16 protein-coding genes are annotated in these 16855 nt (G+C 51.2%); all 16 read left to right on the forward strand.

The genetic code is table 11. The features are described from left to right. The first annotated feature begins 38 nt into the window (after positions 1–38). Positions 39–506 (forward strand): ribosome maturation factor RimP, encoded by a 468-nt coding sequence (rimP, locus tag BO53_RS0112225; RefSeq protein ID WP_031548617.1) that lies wholly within the window; start codon positions 39–41, stop codon positions 504–506. Positions 507–522: 16 nt separating this feature from the next. Further along, positions 523–1575, forward strand: coding sequence for a transcription termination factor NusA (gene nusA, locus BO53_RS0112230; RefSeq protein WP_031548619.1), 1053 nt, complete (start codon positions 523–525; stop codon positions 1573–1575). 19 nt (positions 1576–1594) lie between these two features. Beyond that, entirely contained in the window at positions 1595–1879 is a 285-nt protein-coding gene (gene rnpM, locus BO53_RS0112235) for an RNase P modulator RnpM (protein ID WP_031548621.1), read from the forward strand. Beyond that, positions 1876–2184 (forward strand): L7Ae/L30e/S12e/Gadd45 family ribosomal protein, encoded by a 309-nt coding sequence (locus BO53_RS0112240; protein ID WP_031548623.1) that lies wholly within the window; start codon positions 1876–1878, stop codon positions 2182–2184. Before rnpM ends, BO53_RS0112240 begins: the two co-directional genes overlap by 4 nt. 4 nt (positions 2185–2188) lie before the next feature. Continuing rightward, positions 2189–4360, forward strand: coding sequence for a translation initiation factor IF-2 (infB, locus tag BO53_RS0112245; protein ID WP_031548625.1), 2172 nt, complete (start codon positions 2189–2191; stop codon positions 4358–4360). 5 nt (positions 4361–4365) lie between these two features. Then, positions 4366–4701: a 30S ribosome-binding factor RbfA gene (gene rbfA / locus BO53_RS0112250; RefSeq protein ID WP_031548627.1), complete on the forward strand. Its 336-nt coding sequence runs from the start codon at positions 4366–4368 to the stop codon at positions 4699–4701. A gap of 51 nt (positions 4702–4752) precedes the next feature. Continuing rightward, positions 4753–5661, forward strand: coding sequence for a tRNA pseudouridine(55) synthase TruB (gene truB / locus BO53_RS0112255; protein WP_031548629.1), 909 nt, complete (start codon positions 4753–4755; stop codon positions 5659–5661). Between the two features lie 11 nt (positions 5662–5672). Beyond that, the gene (locus tag BO53_RS0112260; protein WP_031548631.1) at positions 5673–6614 is read left to right on the forward strand and encodes a bifunctional riboflavin kinase/FAD synthetase; all 942 of its coding nucleotides are present in this window, start codon (positions 5673–5675) and stop codon (positions 6612–6614) included. 99 nt (positions 6615–6713) lie between these two features. Continuing rightward, complete coding sequence (gene rpsO, locus BO53_RS0112265) at positions 6714–6983, forward strand: 30S ribosomal protein S15 (protein WP_031548632.1); 270 nt, start codon at positions 6714–6716, stop codon at positions 6981–6983. A 108-nt stretch (positions 6984–7091) separates the two neighbouring features. After that, a complete protein-coding gene (gene pnp / locus BO53_RS0112270) occupies positions 7092–9200 on the forward strand; it encodes a polyribonucleotide nucleotidyltransferase (RefSeq protein ID WP_169738755.1) in 2109 nt (702 codons plus the stop codon). Between the two features lie 5 nt (positions 9201–9205). Then, positions 9206–9463, forward strand: coding sequence for a hypothetical protein (locus BO53_RS0112275; RefSeq protein ID WP_031548634.1), 258 nt, complete (start codon positions 9206–9208; stop codon positions 9461–9463). Positions 9464–9481: 18 nt separating this feature from the next. After that, positions 9482–11152, forward strand: a complete 1671-nt coding sequence (locus BO53_RS0112280; RefSeq protein ID WP_031548635.1) for a ribonuclease J — start codon at positions 9482–9484, stop codon at positions 11150–11152. 58 nt (positions 11153–11210) lie between these two features. Continuing rightward, a complete protein-coding gene (locus tag BO53_RS0112285; RefSeq protein WP_031548636.1) occupies positions 11211–13622 on the forward strand; it encodes an FtsK/SpoIIIE family DNA translocase in 2412 nt (803 codons plus the stop codon). Between the two features lie 10 nt (positions 13623–13632). After that, positions 13633–14898, forward strand: a complete 1266-nt coding sequence (gene yfmF, locus BO53_RS0112290; protein ID WP_031548637.1) for an EF-P 5-aminopentanol modification-associated protein YfmF — start codon at positions 13633–13635, stop codon at positions 14896–14898. Further along, positions 14885–16168: an EF-P 5-aminopentanol modification-associated protein YfmH gene (yfmH, locus tag BO53_RS0112295; RefSeq protein WP_031548638.1), complete on the forward strand. Its 1284-nt coding sequence runs from the start codon at positions 14885–14887 to the stop codon at positions 16166–16168. The genes yfmF and yfmH overlap by 14 nt, the downstream gene beginning before the upstream one ends. After that, positions 16161–16850: an SDR family NAD(P)-dependent oxidoreductase gene (locus BO53_RS0112300; RefSeq protein WP_031548639.1), complete on the forward strand. Its 690-nt coding sequence runs from the start codon at positions 16161–16163 to the stop codon at positions 16848–16850. Before yfmH ends, BO53_RS0112300 begins: the two co-directional genes overlap by 8 nt. Positions 16851–16855 lie beyond the last annotated feature (5 nt).

Consider the following 16855-nt stretch of genomic DNA (forward strand, 5'->3'; position numbering starts at 1 on the left):
CCCGTTCTTCTCTTAGTTTTGAAGGAGGGGAATGGACAGTGAATCGTACAGAACAGGATGTCATGACGCATGCACAGCCACTGATTGAGGAGATGGGGTATAAGCTCATCGAAGTGGAATATGTGAAAGAGGGTCCTGACTACTATTTGAGGCTGTATCTTGACAAAAAGGGTGGTATCACGCTCGAAGATTGTGCTCAGGCAAGTGAAGTGCTGAGTGAAAAACTCGATGAGTGGGATATCGTCAAGGGAGGCTACTTCCTCGACGTCTCTTCTCCCGGCGCCGAACGTCCGATTAAAGATGATGACGACCTGGAAATGACATTGAACCAGGGGATATATGTAAAGACGTATCAGCAGATCGACGGCAACAAGGAATGGACAGGCATCTTAAAAGATTACGATTCTGATACAGTGACAATCGACTACAGGGAAAAAACACGCACGAAGACGGTTACGATTGGCCGGGATAGGATTGCGACCATACGCAAAGCGGTAATATTATGATTGGAGGCGCTTATTAGTGAACCAGGAACTACTGAATGCAATAGAATACCTTGAAAAGGAAAAAAGCATTCCCAATGAAGTGCTTGTCGAAACAATAGAGGCGGCACTTCTTACAGCCTATAAAAAGAACTACTCACAGCATAAGAATGTCAAAGTGGATCTGAATATGGAAAACGGCTCATACCGTGTCGTTTCCAGGAAGGATGTGGTGGAGGAGGTTGAGGACCCTACTGCGGAAATCGATCTCGAAACCGCCCGTACGGTCAACCCGGCATATGAGATCGGCGATCCTTATGACGAAGATGTCACACCGAAGGACTTCAACCGTGTCGGTGCCCAGGCTGCCAAGCAGGCAGTGATGCAGCGCCTCCGCGATGCAGAGCGGGGCATCCTGTACAATGAGTTCATCGACAAGGAGGACGAGGTCATGACGGGCCTGATCGACCGTGTCGACCATCGTTTCGTCCATATCCAGCTGGGCCGGACGGACGCCGTATTGAGCGAATCCGAGAGGATGCCGAACGAAGTGTACCGTCCCAATGACAGGATCAAGGTCTATGTCAACAAGGTCGAGCAGACGACGAAAGGTCCACAGATTTTCGTGTCGCGGACGCACCCGAACCTGCTGAAGCGCCTTTTCGAAAAGGAAGTGCCTGAAATCTTTGATGGGACTGTGGAGATCATGAGTGTTGCCCGGGAAGCCGGGGAGCGCTCCAAGATCAGCGTCCATGCCCAGAACCCCGATGTCGATGCGGTGGGTTCCTGCGTCGGGGCAAGAGGTGCCCGTGTGGAGGCGATCGTCAATGAGCTTTCAGGCGAGAAGATCGACATCGTCCTGTGGAATGAGGATCCGAGAGTGTTCGTCAAAAACGCCCTCAGCCCTTCCCAGGTCGTGGATGTCATCGTGGATGAGGACAACCAGTCGACAATGGTGATCGTTCCGGACAACCAGCTCTCCCTTGCCATCGGCAAAAGAGGGCAGAATGCCCGTCTGGCTGCGAAGCTGACAGGGTGGAAGATTGATATCAAAAGCGAATCCGACGCCCGTGAAGAAGGCGTCATCGAATAAGACTTGTGGGTGATGTAGCATGAAGAAGAAAGTACCACTCAGAAAATGTATCCTTACCAATGAAATGCATCCGAAAAAAGATCTGCTCCGTATCGTGGTGACGAAAGAGCGAGAGGTCTTCGTCGATCCGACGGGCAAGAAGAATGGGCGCGGCAGCTACGTGGTCAAAGATCTTGAAAAGGTCGAGGCCGCACGCAAAGGCAGAAAGCTTGAAGGCAGGCTCGGCTTCGACAGCGATACGCTCTCTCCGGTATACGATGAAATCATCCGCCTGATCTACCGGGAGGACATTCCGAAAAGATGACGGACAAGATATTGAATCTTTTGGGCCTGGCCAAGCGTGCAGGCATGTTGACGACCGGGGAAGAGAAGACGATAGAATCCATTCAGCGCAATAGGGCCAAAGTCGTCTTCCTTGCCAGCGATGCAGGCAGCAGTACAGCCAAGAAAGTCAGAGACAAATGCAACTACTATGAAATACCATTGATTGATGATTACACCAACGAAGCCCTGAGTACGGCTACAGGCGCTTCGAACCGGGTTGTATTGTCAGTTACAGATTCAGGTTTCAGCCGGAAGATGCTGCAGCTTAAAGAGAAAGGAAAGTGATTCGATGAGTAAAATCAGAATCTACGAATATGCAAAAGAATGCGGAGTGCCAAGCAAAAAGGTGATTGAATTCCTTCAGGCAAGGGATATCGAAGTGAAGAGCCATATGAAGTCGCTCGAAGACAGTGAGGTCAATCTCCTCAACAAGGAATTCAAGAAATCCGGCGCTTCCGACAGCAGCTCCAGTAACAGCAGGCAGTCGAAAAGCCAGAGCACCCAGAAGGGCAGCCAAGGCGGCCAGAACACCCAAAAAGGCAGTCAAGGCGGTCAGCAGAAGGGCGGTCAGCAGAAGGGCGGTCAGGGTCCACAGAGGAACAACCGGAACCACAAGCCTGGTGCAGGCAACAGGAACAAGAACAACCAGAACCAGAAGCCGGGCAATAAACAGAAGAACCAGAGGCCGGAACCCGTCAAAAAAGAGGTTGAGCTTCCAAAGAACTTCACCTATCAGGAAGGCATCACAGTCGGCGAACTCGCCGAGAAGATCGGTGTGGATTCCTCAAAAATCATCAAGGACCTCTTCATGGTCGGCATCGTAGCGAACATCAACCAGCCACTGGATAATGATTCAGTGGAACTGATCGCAAGCGACCACGGATTCACTGCCGAACTCGAAGTCGTGGTAGATGATACGGACCTTGAAAATTATTTCGAGCTCGGTGATGATCTGGATGAAGAACGTCCAAGTGTTGTAACCATTATGGGCCACGTCGACCATGGTAAGACGACACTGCTCGATTCCATCCGCCATACGAAAGTGACTGCGGGCGAAGCGGGCGGCATCACTCAGCATATCGGCGCCTATCAGATCGAGTCTGGCGGCAAGAAGATTACATTCCTCGATACACCGGGACACGCCGCATTCACAACGATGCGTGCACGCGGTGCGCAGGTGACGGACATTACAGTACTTGTCGTCGCTGCCGATGACGGTGTAATGCCTCAGACAATTGAAGCGATCAACCACGCGAAAGCTGCGGAAGTGCCGATCATCGTTGCCGTCAATAAGATGGACAAGCCGACGGCAAACCCTGAGCGCGTCATGACGGAACTCGGCGAACATGGCCTCTATCCGGAAGACTGGGGCGGAGATACGATTTTCGTCTCCCTGTCGGCACTGAGCGGTGAAGGCATTGAAGACCTGCTTGAAATGATCACGCTCGTCGGGGAAGTTGCAGAACTCAAGACGAAAAGTGACAGACCGGCAGTCGGAACCGTCATCGAGGCGGAACTCGACAAGTCGAGAGGTCCGGCAGCCTCCCTGCTCGTCCAGCACGGTACACTGAAGGTCGGCGACTCCATCGTCGTCGGAAGTACTTTCGGCAAGGTCAGGGCGATGGTCGACGATCTTGGACGCCGCATCCAGGAAGCGGGTCCATCCACACCTGTTGAAATCACGGGTCTGAATGCCGTGCCGCATGCAGGTGACCGTTTCGTCGTCTTCAAGGATGACAAGACAGCACGCAGCATCGGTGAGGCAAGAAGCGAAGAGCAGGTCATGAAAGATCGTGAGCAGACATCTGCAGTCACACTGGACAACCTCTTCGAACAGATGAAGGAAGGCGAAACGAAGGACCTCAACCTCATCATCAAAGGTGATGTGCAGGGCTCCGTGGAAGCATTGAGCGCCTCCCTGATGAAGATCGATGTGGAAGGCGTCAATGTACGCATCATCCACACGGGTGTCGGTGCCATCAATGAATCCGATGTTACACTTGCCTCCGCCTCCGAAGCGATCATCATCGGCTTCAACGTCCGTCCGGATGTCAATGCCAAGAAGGCGGCGGAACGTGAGAAAGTGGACATGAGACTCCACCGCATCATCTACAATGTCATCGAAGAGATCGAATCTGCGATGAAAGGGATGTTGGATCCCGAGTTTGAAGAGAAGGTCATCGGTAACGTGGAAGTCCGCCAGACATTCAAAGTGTCTAAAGTCGGCACGATTGCCGGCGCCTATGTGACCGACGGCAAAATCACCAGGGATTCAGGTGTAAGAGTCATCAGAGAGGGTATAGTTATCTACGAAGGTGAACTGGATACCCTGAAGCGTTTCAAAGATGACGCCAAGGAAGTGACTGCCGGGTACGAATGCGGCATCACGATCAAGAACTTCAATGACCTTAAAGAGGGAGACCAGATCGAGCCTTATATCATGGTTGAAATTGAAAGGTGATGACTATGAGCAACAGACATGAAAGAGTTGCCGAAGAAATCAAGAAAGTGGTAAGTGAGACGCTGCGTACAAAAGTATCGGATCCGGATATCGGGATGATTACAGTGACGGACGTCGAGCTGACCAAGGAGATGGAGATAGCGACCATCTACTTCACATCCCTGAACGACAATCGGGAGGAAGTGGAAGCGGCCCTGGGCCGTGCCAAAGGGCTGGTCCGTTCCGAAGTGGCGAAGGAAATCAGGATAAGAAAAGCGCCGGAACTGCAATTCAAGTATGATACTTCTATTGAGTACGGCAATAAGATCGAAAATCTTCTGAATGAAATCAAAGATAAATAAACCTGAGGGGATTCCCCCCAGGTTTTTATTTTTATATGGAGGCGTACAGATATGCACGGTGTAATACCTGTCAACAAACCAAAAGGACTGACAAGCCATGATGTTGTCATGCGCATGCGCAGGATACTACATATGAAAAAGGTGGGCCATACCGGCACTCTGGATCCTGAGGTTACAGGGGTCCTGCCGATCTGCATCGGTGAGGGGACGAAGCTGACCGAATATCTGCAGACGAAGAAGAAGCGCTATCATGCCGAGGTGACGCTTGGGTTCTCGACGGACACGGAAGATCAGACGGGCGAGGTCACCGGAAGAAGCGATAGTGTTACAGGCATCTCAGACGAGGCGATCGACCAGGCAGTCGATGCCTTCCGGGGCAGCTATCGCCAGAGGGTCCCGAAATACGCCTCAGTAAGGGTCGATGGCCGGAAGCTGTATGAATACGCCCGCAAAGGCATCGAAGTGGAGCGTCCCGTGAGGGAAGTGTTCATCCATGAGATAGGACGTGCTGGCAGGGTGGAAAGGGAATCCGGCCTCGTCCGGTTCAGCCTGGATGTAGAATGCTCGAAGGGGACCTATATCCGCACACTTGCTGTGGACATCGGGAAACGCCTCGGTGTCGAGGCGCATATGTCCGCCCTTGTCAGGACGGAGTCATGCGGTCTGACGCTTGACCGGGCAGTGACGTTTGAAGCGCTTGAAGCAGGAGATCCGAAAGATGCGATTGTTCCGATTTCAGAACTCATCGCGGATCTTCCGACCATCGAAATCGCTGATGAATCCTTCTTTTTCAAAATTCGTAATGGGCAGAAGATAGACAAATCTGATATCATTGAAAAAGTAGGGGAAGATGACGCCGATATGGTCGCATTCACAAAGGGCGGCATCCCGGTCGGCGTGTACTATGATCATCCCGAACACACGGATATAATGAAACCATACAAAATGTTCAATATATAAGAGGCGATGAGATGAAAATTTACAGACTTCACTATCCACATGATCAGCAAGAACTCAATCTGGAACCTTCTGCAGTTGCGGTCGGCTTCTTCGACGGCCTTCACCGGGGACACGAGGATGTCATCGGCAGGATGGAAGACATTGCGGAAGCGGAAGGGCTGAAGAAGGCGGTGATGACCTTCGATCCGCACCCATCGGTCGTGCTGAGTCCAAAAAAGCAGCGTACGACATATTTGACACCGCTTGATATCAAACTGGAAATGCTGGAGGAAAAGGGCATCGACTACTGCTTCGTCATCAACTTTTCAAGCGCCCTGGCGGGCCTTGAACCCGACTTTTTCGTCCAGCAGTACATCCTGCGGATGAATGTCAGGGAAGTCGTCGCAGGTTTCGACTTTACATACGGCAGATATGGGAAGGGGAACATCCATACACTATCGGAGTATGACGCGTTCAATACCACAGGCATCGACAAGATAACAGAAGACGGGGAGAAGATATCGACGACGCGCATCCGTGAGGATCTGGCGAAGAACGATCTGGAGCATGCCAATCTGATACTTGGGCGTCCCTATGAAGTGAAGGGCGTCGTTGTTCAGGGGGAGAAGCGCGGCCGTACAATCGGCTTCCCGACTGCCAACATCGAGCCGGAATACCGCTATCATCTTCCGGGGAAAGGTGTTTATGCCGTGACACTGCGCCTTGATAATGAGGAGGCACTCTACAAGGGTGTGTGCAATGTCGGGGTCAAGCCGACTTTCCATGACAATATGGAACGTGTGTCGATTGAGGTTCACCTGTTCGATTTCGATCGCAGCATCTACGGAGAGAATGTGACTGTCTACTGGCACCATTTCATCCGCAGGGAACGGAAGTTTTCAGGTATCGAGGAACTGACCGGACAGATTGCAAAAGATAAGCAAAAAGCCATCGAACTACTTGAAAACATATAGCCCATCCAGTATAATGATTCAAGTGCCCTACTCTTGGCAGAGTGAATCTCCGACGTCTGCTCGGATAGTGGTGAACAATAAACAAGGAGGCGTTTATACATGGCAATTACACAGGAACGCAAAAATGAACTGATTCAGGAATACCGTACGCACGAATCCGACACAGGATCCCCAGAGGTGCAGATCGCTGTACTGACTGCTGAAATCACAGCACTCAACGAGCACCTGCGTTTCCACAAGAAAGACCACCACTCCAGAAGAGGTCTTCTCAAAATGGTCGGACGCAGAAAACACCTGCTGACTTACCTGCGTAACAAAGATATTCAAAGATACCGTGAACTGATCAAAAGACTCGGTCTCCGTCGATAAGAATTGGCAAGGCATATCCTCCGGATATGCCTTTTTTTATGTATATTTTTTTACAAAAGTGATATGATTGAATCAAGTAGCCTTACTAAGGAGAGTAGACAAATTATGATAGAATCAGCGAAAAAAGTGTACGAAACAGAATGGGGTAGGCATAAGCTTACTGTCGAATATGGAGAAATGGCGAAACAGGCGAATGGTGCCGTACTCGTCCGCTACGGGGAGACTGTAGTACTGAGTACTGCGACAGCATCAAAAGAGCCGAGAGACCTGCCTTTCTTCCCTCTCACAGTGGCCTATGAGGAGAAGTTGTATGCAGCAGGGAAGATTCCCGGCGGCTTCAACAAGCGGGAAGGCAGACCGAGTGAGGAAGCAACCCTCACAAGCCGCCTGATCGACCGTCCAATCCGCCCCCTCTTCCCGGATGGCTACAGAAATGATGTGCAGGTCATGTCCATCGTACTCTCTGTAGATCCGAACGCTTCACCGCAGATGGCAGCGATGCTCGGCTCATCCCTGGCACTCGGTGTGAGTGATATTCCATTTGATGGACCGATTGCCGGTGTCACGGTGGGACTCATCGACGGAGAGTTCATCATCAACCCGTCCACCGATGAACTCGGCCACTCCGAAATAGAACTCCAGGTGGCAGGTACGAAGGATGCCGTCAACATGGTGGAGGCAGGAGCGAAGGAAGTATCGGAGGAGACGATGCTCAAGGCAATCATGTTCGGACATGAGAGCATCAAGAAAATGGTGGCTTTCCAGCAGGAGATCCTTGACGAACTGAATGTTGTGAAACGCCATTTCGAACAGCCGGAGGCGAATGCCGATCTGAAACGTGACATGGAGGAGAAAGCACAGTCCCTGGGTCTGTATGATGCCATCCAGGATCCGGACAAGCAGTCACGTGAAGATGCGATCAACGAGGCCAAGGAACGCATTCTTGGTACGCTTGATGAAACGGATGAGAACCATGATGAAATCCGTTCCGAGGCATCCTCGATTGTTGAAGGGCTGCTGAAGGATGAGGTCCGCCGTCTCATTACAGAGGAGAAGGTCCGTCCCGACGGTCGTGAGCCTGCTGAAATCAGACCATTGAACTCACAGGCGGGCATCCTGCCGCGGGCGCATGGGTCAGGCCTGTTCACAAGAGGACAGACGCAGGCGCTGTCCATCTGTACACTTGGCGCACTTGGTGAACACCAGATCATCGACGGCCTCGGTGTAGAGGAGAACAAACGCTTTATGCACCACTACAACTTCCCGAATTTCTCCGTGGGTGAAACCGGGCCGATCAGAGGGCCGGGGCGTCGTGAGATCGGGCATGGTGCACTCGGTGAACGGGCACTGTACCAAGTCATTCCGAACGAAACGGAATTCCCTTATACGATTCGTCTCGTCTCGGAAGTTCTGGAATCCAATGGATCGAGCTCCCAGGCATCAATCTGTGGCTCCACTCTGGCACTGATGGACGCCGGGGTACCGATCAAGTCCCCTGTTGCAGGAATTGCGATGGGTCTCGTCATGAAGGACAACCAGTACACGATCCTCTCGGACATCCAGGGTATGGAAGATGCACTCGGTGACATGGACTTTAAGGTCGCCGGCACTGAAAACGGCATCACAGCAATCCAGATGGACATCAAAATCGAAGGCCTGAGTGAAGACATCCTGCGGGAGGCGCTCGCACAGGCAAAAGAGGGCCGTCAGGAAATCCTCGACAATATGCTGGCGACACTCAGTGAACCCCGTGCAGAACTCAGCAGGTATGCACCGAAAGTGGAAGTCATGCATATTAAACCGGACAAGATCCGCGATGTCATCGGACCCGGCGGCAAGAAGATCAATGAGATCATTGATGAAACAGGGGTCAAGCTGGATATCGAGCAGGATGGCACAGTATTCATCGGACATAGCGATGCAACCATGATAGAGCGGGCAAAGCAGATCATCAAAGATCTGACCCGTGTCGCCGAAGTAGGGGAAATCTATATGGCAGAAGTCAGACGCATTGAAAAGTTCGGCGCATTCGTCCAGCTGTTCCCCGGCAAGGATGCCCTCGTCCATATCTCCCAGCTGGACACCTCCCGGGTGGGCAAAGTCGAAGATGTTGTCAAGATCGGGGACAAATTCCTGGTCAAGGTGACGAACATCGATAATCAGGGCAGAGTAAACGCCTCACGCAAAGTGTTGCTGGAGGATGAAAAAGGAGAGTAATAAAATTGATTTTTAACAAAGTTGAACTCAATGATACAACTTATGACATTACCGGCCAATTGAGGATCAAGGAAGATAATGAAGTAAAAATCATTTTTGAAGATCTGATGTTTGGAAACAACCTCAAGGACCTCAATACGAAGGAAGAAACAATCAGACATCTTGTCATCAAGAACAGTGATGAGACAAGGTACGACACAAAGAATGTAAAAGTATCCCATATAACGATTGATGGGAAGTTCTACCATGCCACTTTCAAGTAGGCTTTAGGAGGAAATATTTTGAACGAAGCAAAAAAAGAAGCGAAAGTAAAAATCATACCGCTGGGTGGCGTCGGCGAGATTGCAAAGAACATGTATGTTGTAGAGGTCGAGGATGAGATGTTCATCCTTGACGCGGGTCTCATGTTCCCGGAAGATGAGATGCTCGGTGTCGACATCGTCATCCCGGACATCACCTATATCCAGGAGAACAAGCAGAAGCTGAAGGGCATCTTCCTCTCCCATGGACATGAGGACTCCATCGGTGCGATTCCCTATATCATCGAATCACTGAACGTGCCGATCTACGGTTCAAAACTGACACTTGCACTCGTCAAAGACCGCCTCAAAGCAAAAGGCGTCAATAAGAAAGTGAAGTTCTACACGATCAACAGCCAGTCCCGCATGAAGTTCAAAAATGCGGAAATGGTATTTTTCGAAACAAGCCACAGCATTCCCGACTCCTATGGTGTCAGCATTGAAACGAAATACGGCTCCATCGTATACACGGGGGAGTTCAAATTCGACCAGAGCCTGACAGGGGAGTACGGCTACAACATGGCCAAGATGTATGACGTAGCCAAGAAGGATGTCCTTGCGCTCATCAGTGACTCGACTGAAGCGGAGAGAAGAGGCTACAACACGCCTGAAAACATCATTGAGGAGCATATTCTGGACGGCTTTGCCAGGGCACGCGGCAGGATCATCGTATCGTGCTATGCATCGAACTTTGTACGCATCCAGCAGGTGCTGACGAATGCTGCAAAAACGCGCAGGAAGGTTTCATTCCTTGGCCGCACGCTCGAGAGCTCATTCAAGGTGGCCCGCAATATGGGGTATTTCGATATTCCTGAAGGGCTGCTCGTGCCGAGCCACGAAATCGGCGACTATCCCGACAACGAAGTAGTGATCATTGCCACAGGATCCCAGGGCGAGCCGATTGAAGCACTCGGCAGAATGTCACGCGGACAGCATGAAGTGACCAACATCAAGGAGGGCGACATCGTCTATATACTGACGACACCATCTTCAAGCATGGAAGTCATCCTCTACAGCACGATGAACGAACTTGTCAAAGCAGGGGCACATGTCGCTACACCAGAGCAGAACATCCATGCGTCCGGCCACGGCATGAGCGAAGAGCTCAAAACGATGCTCAACGTCATGAAGCCGAAGCACTTCATTCCAGTCCAGGGTGAATTCAAGATGCAGATTGCCCATGCGAAGCTTGCAGCCGAGACGGGTGTGGCGCCTGAGAACATCTTCCTGCTGGAAAAAGGCGACATCGTTTCTTACGATGGAGACAAGATGATCAGTGCAGACAAGGTGACTGCCGGCAATGTACTGATAGATGGCAGCGGTGTCGGAGATGTCGGCAACATCGTCCTCAGGGACCGCAGACTGCTCAGTGAAGACGGAATCTTCATCGCAGTAGTGACCATCGACCCGAAAAAACGCAGGATCATGGCTGGACCTGAGATCCAGTCGCGGGGCTTCGTATATGTAAAAGAAAGCGAAGACCTGCTGAAAGAGGCGGAGCAGCGCGTGTACAACATTGTGCTCGAATCCATGGATGAGAAGAAGCTGGAGTGGAGTACACTCAAGCAGAGCATCCGTGATGATCTCGGCAAATATCTGTATGACAACACAAAGCGCCGCCCAATGATTATCCCGATCATATCCGAAATATAAAACAGCAATGAGACTGCCAATTTTGGCAGTCTCATTGTAAATAGGAGGGAAGCATACGATGGCAAAGAAGCAGAGGAAGACGAAGAAGAAAAAGAAGGATAACCGGTCCTATTATTCCATATCGGCCTTCGTTCTCATCGTCATCCTGTTCATCACCATTTTCCAGCTCGGAGTCATCGGGACGTACATCGATGCATTTTTTGCCTACCTCTTCGGTACGAGCAGATACTTTACATATCTCATGCTGTTCCTGATGAGCATCTATCTGGCGGGAGAACAGAAGATACCACTCACCCGCAGGATGGGCGGCTATGTATTGCTGCAGTTCGGCATGCTGTTCCTCTTCCATACACTGCTCTATATATTGAACCGTGCACGCATAGAGGATTTCTATACGTTCAGTGAAACGGTCGAAGCGATAGAGGTGAATGGAATCATGGAATTCTTCGGGGGCGGCATCATCGGCCAGGCCCTGTTTTCCTTCTCCTCGACCGGCATCTCCATGGTGGGTACACTGCTGCTCGGACTGATATTCCTTTATTTCAGCTATCTGCTGATTACATCAAAAGATATCGAGCAGTCGATCTCACATGATCTCATAAAGGCTTCGGAACTGGCGAAACAGCTTGGCAATGCTCTGATGAAAGGCTTGAAGGAGGCCGGCAGCCAATTGGCGAAGCTGTTCTCACTGATATCGGGCAAAGTGTCGGATCGCAACAGACCGGCAGCTGCAAAGGCGAAGCCGGAGAAGAAGACGCCACAGCCGAAGCCCGCTGCCAGCAGTGGGGAAGAGCAGCCCAAGCCTAAACAGCTTGCGGACTTCGAAGCAGATGAATCCATCATCGAAACGATGCATGAATATGACCGGGTGGAAAAGGAAGCCGAGAAGGAGAACTTGCCGAAACAGGAAAACGGCGCAGAAACTACAGCGAAAATAGAGACCGGAAGCGATGAGGTCAAGGAAATAGAATATGAAACGGACGAATTCGGCAATGAAACGGATGTGCCGGTCGGCACTTCAGATGAAGAGGCGGAGCTGGATACATTCGACGATGAAGAGATCGACCAGCTGAAACAGTATGAGCTGCCGCCGATCACGATGCTCAAGGATGCCGAGGTGACGGAATCGGTCAGCAACAAGGAAGTGCTTAAACAGGGCAAAATCCTCGAAGAGACGCTCAAAAACTTCGGCGTGAATGCCAAAGTCTCAAAAATCCGCATCGGTCCTGCAGTCACCCAGTTTGAAATCCAGCCGGACATCGGTGTGAAGGTGAGCAAGATCATCAATCTGCAGAATGATATTGCACTCAGCCTGGCTGCCAAGGATATACGTATAGAGGCACCGATACCGGGCAAATCCGCTGTCGGCATCGAAGTTCCGAATTCGGTGATCAGCATGGTGACACTGCGTGAAGTGCTCAAACGCAAAACTTCGGACAATCCACTCGAAGTGGCGCTTGGAAAGGATATCTCAGGCAGCCCGATTACGGCAGAACTCAACAAGATGCCCCACCTGCTCGTTGCAGGTTCCACAGGCAGCGGGAAGTCCGTATGCATCAACGGCATCATCATCAGCCTGCTGATGAAGGCCAAGCCCCATGAAGTCAAGCTGATGATGATCGATCCAAAGATGGTGGAGCTGAATATCTATAATGGTATTCCGCACCTTCTGAGTCCGGTCGTCACCAATCCCCAGAAGGCAAGTGATGCCCTGAACCGGATCGTCAGTGAGATGGAACGCAGATACGATCTGTTCTCCCATTCGAACACACGGAATATAGAGGCATACAACCAGTACCTGGAGCGGGAAAGCGAAGAGCCTGAGAAGGTGCAGAAACTGCCTTATATCGTCGTGATCATCGATGAGCTCGCCGACCTGATGATGGTGGCATCAAAAGATGTCGAAGCATCGATCACACGGATCGCCCAGATGGCGCGTGCTGCAGGCATACACCTGATCATCGCGACACAGAGACCATCCGTCGATGTCATCACCGGCATCATCAAGGCGAACATTCCATCCAGAATCGCATTCAGCGTCAGTTCCCAGACGGATTCCAGAACCATTCTGGACGGCCAGGGAGCGGAGAAACTGCTTGGCCGCGGGGACATGCTGTTCCTGCCATCCGGCAAATCCAAGCCGATCCGTGTCCAGGGGGCATTCCTTTCGGATAATGAAGTTGGTGATGTCGTCCATCACATCACAAGCCAGATGAAGGCGAACTACGAAAAATCGATCATGAACAAACCGGTCCAGAAGGAGCAGAAGGAGTCGGAGGACGAACTCTATCCGGATGCCAAATGGTTTGTCATCGAAGAGCAGCGTGCCAGTGCCTCACTTCTGCAGCGCCAGTTCAGAATCGGGTACAATCGTGCTGCACGGCTGGTCGATGACCTCGAGGCGAACGGCGTCATAGGTCCAAGCAGCGGCAGCAAACCGAGAAATGTACTTGTACAGAATGAAGAATAAGGAGTCCTATATGTATAAAGTGAAAAACAGTGAAGTCAATCATATCCCGACAGCCATTATAGAGACAGACAAATTCAAGACCATAACGGTCCAGCTCCAATTCAGGAGCAGGATGGAACGGGAACGTGTGACAAAGCGGAACATCCTGTCGAAAATGATGGTCAAAAGGACGGTCAGCTTTCCGAAGGAAGCGGATCTCCTCAAGCATCTTGCGCATTATTATGGTGCACATCTGACATCGAATGTCAGCCGCAAGGGGCAGGATCATATCGTAAGCTTCAGCATGGAATTCGTAAATGACCGCTTCATCAGGGAGGAGCTGGATGTCATCGGTGAAATGTGCCGGCTGCTCCACGATGTCCTCGATACGCCCTCACATTATGATGATTCCTACCAGGACTTCTTCACCAAGGAGAAGCGCCTCTACAGAAACCGCCTGAGGAGCATGAAGGACAACAGGGCACAGGCAAGCTTCCAGGCGATGCTCGACGTAATGTTCGATCAGGAGGAGTACAAATACCTGCCGCATGGTGTGCTGGAAGATGTGGAAGCCGTCACGCTTGATGAGATAAAGGAGGAGCATGCGCGGATGATGGCGGATGACGACATTGCCATACTCGTCGTCGGCGCTGTGGACGACAGCATCAAGTATGACCTTCAGAAGATTGTGGCACGCAATGGAAAGACAGAAGTTGCTCATCGTCCCTATCCATACAGGCCGGTCGACGATGTCAAAAGAAGCAATGATACGCAGCAGATCGAGCAGGCCAAGCTGAACATGGGGTTCAGGGCGGATGTGAGGGATCTTCAGGAGCAGATGGCATTCAATGTCATGAACCAGATGTATGGCGGCTCCGCCTCATCCCTCCTGTTCATGAACATCAGGGAGAAGCTGAGCCTGGCATATCAGATCCATTCACAGGTCGATGTGAGGAACGGCTATATGTTCGTCATGGGCGGCGTCGATCCCGGTAATGTGGAGACTGCAGAAAATGCAATACTCGGGGAACTGGAAGTATTGCGAAAAGGGGAGTTCGACACGGAGTTCGTCGAAGAGGTGAAGCGTATGATGAAGGTGAACAGGCAGGAAGTGATGGACAAGCCGAAAGGACTCACAACACTGGAGTACAACCGCCTGCTCCAAGAGGCGCATCCACTTTCCTGGGAAGAGCGCCTCGAAGCGGTGGACAGGGAAATGATCATGGAAATCAGCCGGAAAACAGCATTGGACACCGTATATGTCCTTACAAGGAGTGATGAAGATGAAAAGAATTGATTATCCGGAAATTGATGAGAGCGTATATCGGCACCAGTGTGACAACGGCCTTGATGTCTTCGTCATCCAAAAGCCCGGCTACAGCAAGAAGTTCGTCACCTACACGACGAAGTATGGCTCGATGGACGACCATTTCAGGATTGATGGTGAAGCATTCAATGTGCCTGACGGCATCGCACATTTTCTGGAGCACAAGATGTTCGAGAAGGAGGATGGCGATGTATTCAACCTGTTTTCGAAATATGGCGCCAATGCGAATGCATTCACGTCCTATGACCGGACGTCATATCTGTTCAGTACGACAGAATCCTTTGAGAAAAATCTGTCCCTGCTCATGAACATGGTCGAACAGCCCTATTTCACGGAGGAGACCGTGGCGAGGGAAGTGGGCATCATCAATGAGGAAATAAAAATGTATCAGGACAATCCGGGATATAAGCTATATTTCGAGACCCTGAACCAGATGTATCACAACCTGCCCGTCAAGACTGATATCGCAGGTACGGAATCCTCGATCAGTGAAATCACAAGCGATCATCTGTTCCTGTGCCATCGGACATTCTACCATCCCTCCAATATGGTGCTGATCCTTGTCGGCGATTTTGATGTCGAGCCCCTGATGCAGTATATCGACCAGCATCAGGGCGGACGGGATGTGGATGCACGGCCGGAAATAGAGCGTATCCTGCCTGAGGAGCCGAAGGACATCGTGAACCCCCGCAGCGTGCTCGAAATGGATGTAGAAGAGACGCGTGTGATGCTCGGATTCAAGCATCATCAGGATAGGACGGATGCCTCAGCGCGCCTCGTGCGGGACCTGTCGATGATGTTTGCGCTCGACATGGTTTTCGGCGAACAGTCCGAATACTATTATGAGCTCATGGAAAAAGGACTGATCGATGATTCGTTCAGCTTCAGCCATATCGAAGAGGCGGCATTTTCACATGTACTGTTTGCTGCCAACACGGAGGAGACTGAGACGTTTACAGAGGAAATCAGGCGCATATGCGAGGCGGTCAAGGACAGCGGCTTCTTCACCCAGGAGAAATTGACGGTCCAGAAAAGGGAGATCATAGGGGACTATCTGTCCAGCCTGAATTCCCCGGAATATATCGCCAATCAATATACCAAGTATTATCTGGATGGCTATGATCTGTACCGCCTGCCTGAGGTCATCGATGAAATTACGATTAATGATGTGGAGAAGCACTTTATCGATGTGATGGACAGCAGATACATGGTAGAGTGTATATTGAAACCCCATGGCTAGGTATGTCATCGCCGGAAGCACAGGAGATATCGGCAGCAGGATTCATGGCGGTCTGAAGGACGGGGCGGAAATCATTTCATTTTCAAGGGCCCGTGCTCCGGTTCATGATGGCATCCACCATTTCCTGGATCTGGCGAGACCACTGGATCAGGCGCAGGTCGCAGACCTCTTCAGTGGCATCGACAGTGTTGACGCACTGATATGGTGCCCCGGGGAGACACTCTTCGGACTGCTTCCGGACACACCGATGGAGGGAATTGATCGGCAATACAACATATCCATACGTTCGCTGATCACTTTTATCAATATCCTCCTGCCGAAGCTCAAAAGAAGCGGGCAGGGCCGCATCATCATCATTACTTCCGTCTGGGGCCGCAATGGAGCCAGCTATGAAAGTGTCTATGCATCGATGAAAGGGGCACAGGAATCACTCATCAAATCGCTGGCGAAAGAATTTGCAAGCACCGGTATCACCGTCAATGGTATTGCACCAGGTGTCGTCGAAGGGGAGATGACCGAGGAGATTCCTCCGGAAGAGCAGGCCTTCCTGCTCGAAGAGCTGCCCCAGTCGAGGTTCATCCAGCCGGAGGAAGTGCTGCATGCAGTCAAATATCTGCTCGCTCCCGAGGCACAGTCCGTTACAGGTGAAATAATGAATATCAATGGGGGATGGTATACATGAGTACG

This window comes from Salinicoccus luteus DSM 17002 (assembly GCF_000712035.1).
GTDB classification, from domain to species: domain Bacteria; phylum Bacillota; class Bacilli; order Staphylococcales; family Salinicoccaceae; genus Salinicoccus; species Salinicoccus luteus.

Excerpts from the sequence above, each read along its gene's own strand:
- rnpM (WP_031548621.1), top strand. The coding sequence starts at position 1,595 with ATGAAGAAGAAAGTACCACTCAGAAAATGTATCCTTACCAATGAAATG.
- BO53_RS0112240 (WP_031548623.1), top strand. The coding sequence starts at position 1,876 with ATGACGGACAAGATATTGAATCTTTTGGGCCTGGCCAAGCGTGCAGGC.
- infB (WP_031548625.1), top strand. The coding sequence starts at position 2,189 with ATGAGTAAAATCAGAATCTACGAATATGCAAAAGAATGCGGAGTGCCA.
- rbfA (WP_031548627.1), top strand. The coding sequence starts at position 4,366 with ATGAGCAACAGACATGAAAGAGTTGCCGAAGAAATCAAGAAAGTGGTA.
- truB (WP_031548629.1), top strand. The coding sequence starts at position 4,753 with ATGCACGGTGTAATACCTGTCAACAAACCAAAAGGACTGACAAGCCAT.
- BO53_RS0112260 (WP_031548631.1), top strand. The coding sequence starts at position 5,673 with ATGAAAATTTACAGACTTCACTATCCACATGATCAGCAAGAACTCAAT.
- rpsO (WP_031548632.1), top strand. The coding sequence starts at position 6,714 with ATGGCAATTACACAGGAACGCAAAAATGAACTGATTCAGGAATACCGT.
- BO53_RS0112285 (WP_031548636.1), top strand. The coding sequence starts at position 11,211 with ATGGCAAAGAAGCAGAGGAAGACGAAGAAGAAAAAGAAGGATAACCGG.
- yfmF (WP_031548637.1), top strand. The coding sequence starts at position 13,633 with ATGTATAAAGTGAAAAACAGTGAAGTCAATCATATCCCGACAGCCATT.
- yfmH (WP_031548638.1), top strand. The coding sequence starts at position 14,885 with ATGAAAAGAATTGATTATCCGGAAATTGATGAGAGCGTATATCGGCAC.
- BO53_RS0112300 (WP_031548639.1), top strand. The coding sequence starts at position 16,161 with ATGGCTAGGTATGTCATCGCCGGAAGCACAGGAGATATCGGCAGCAGG.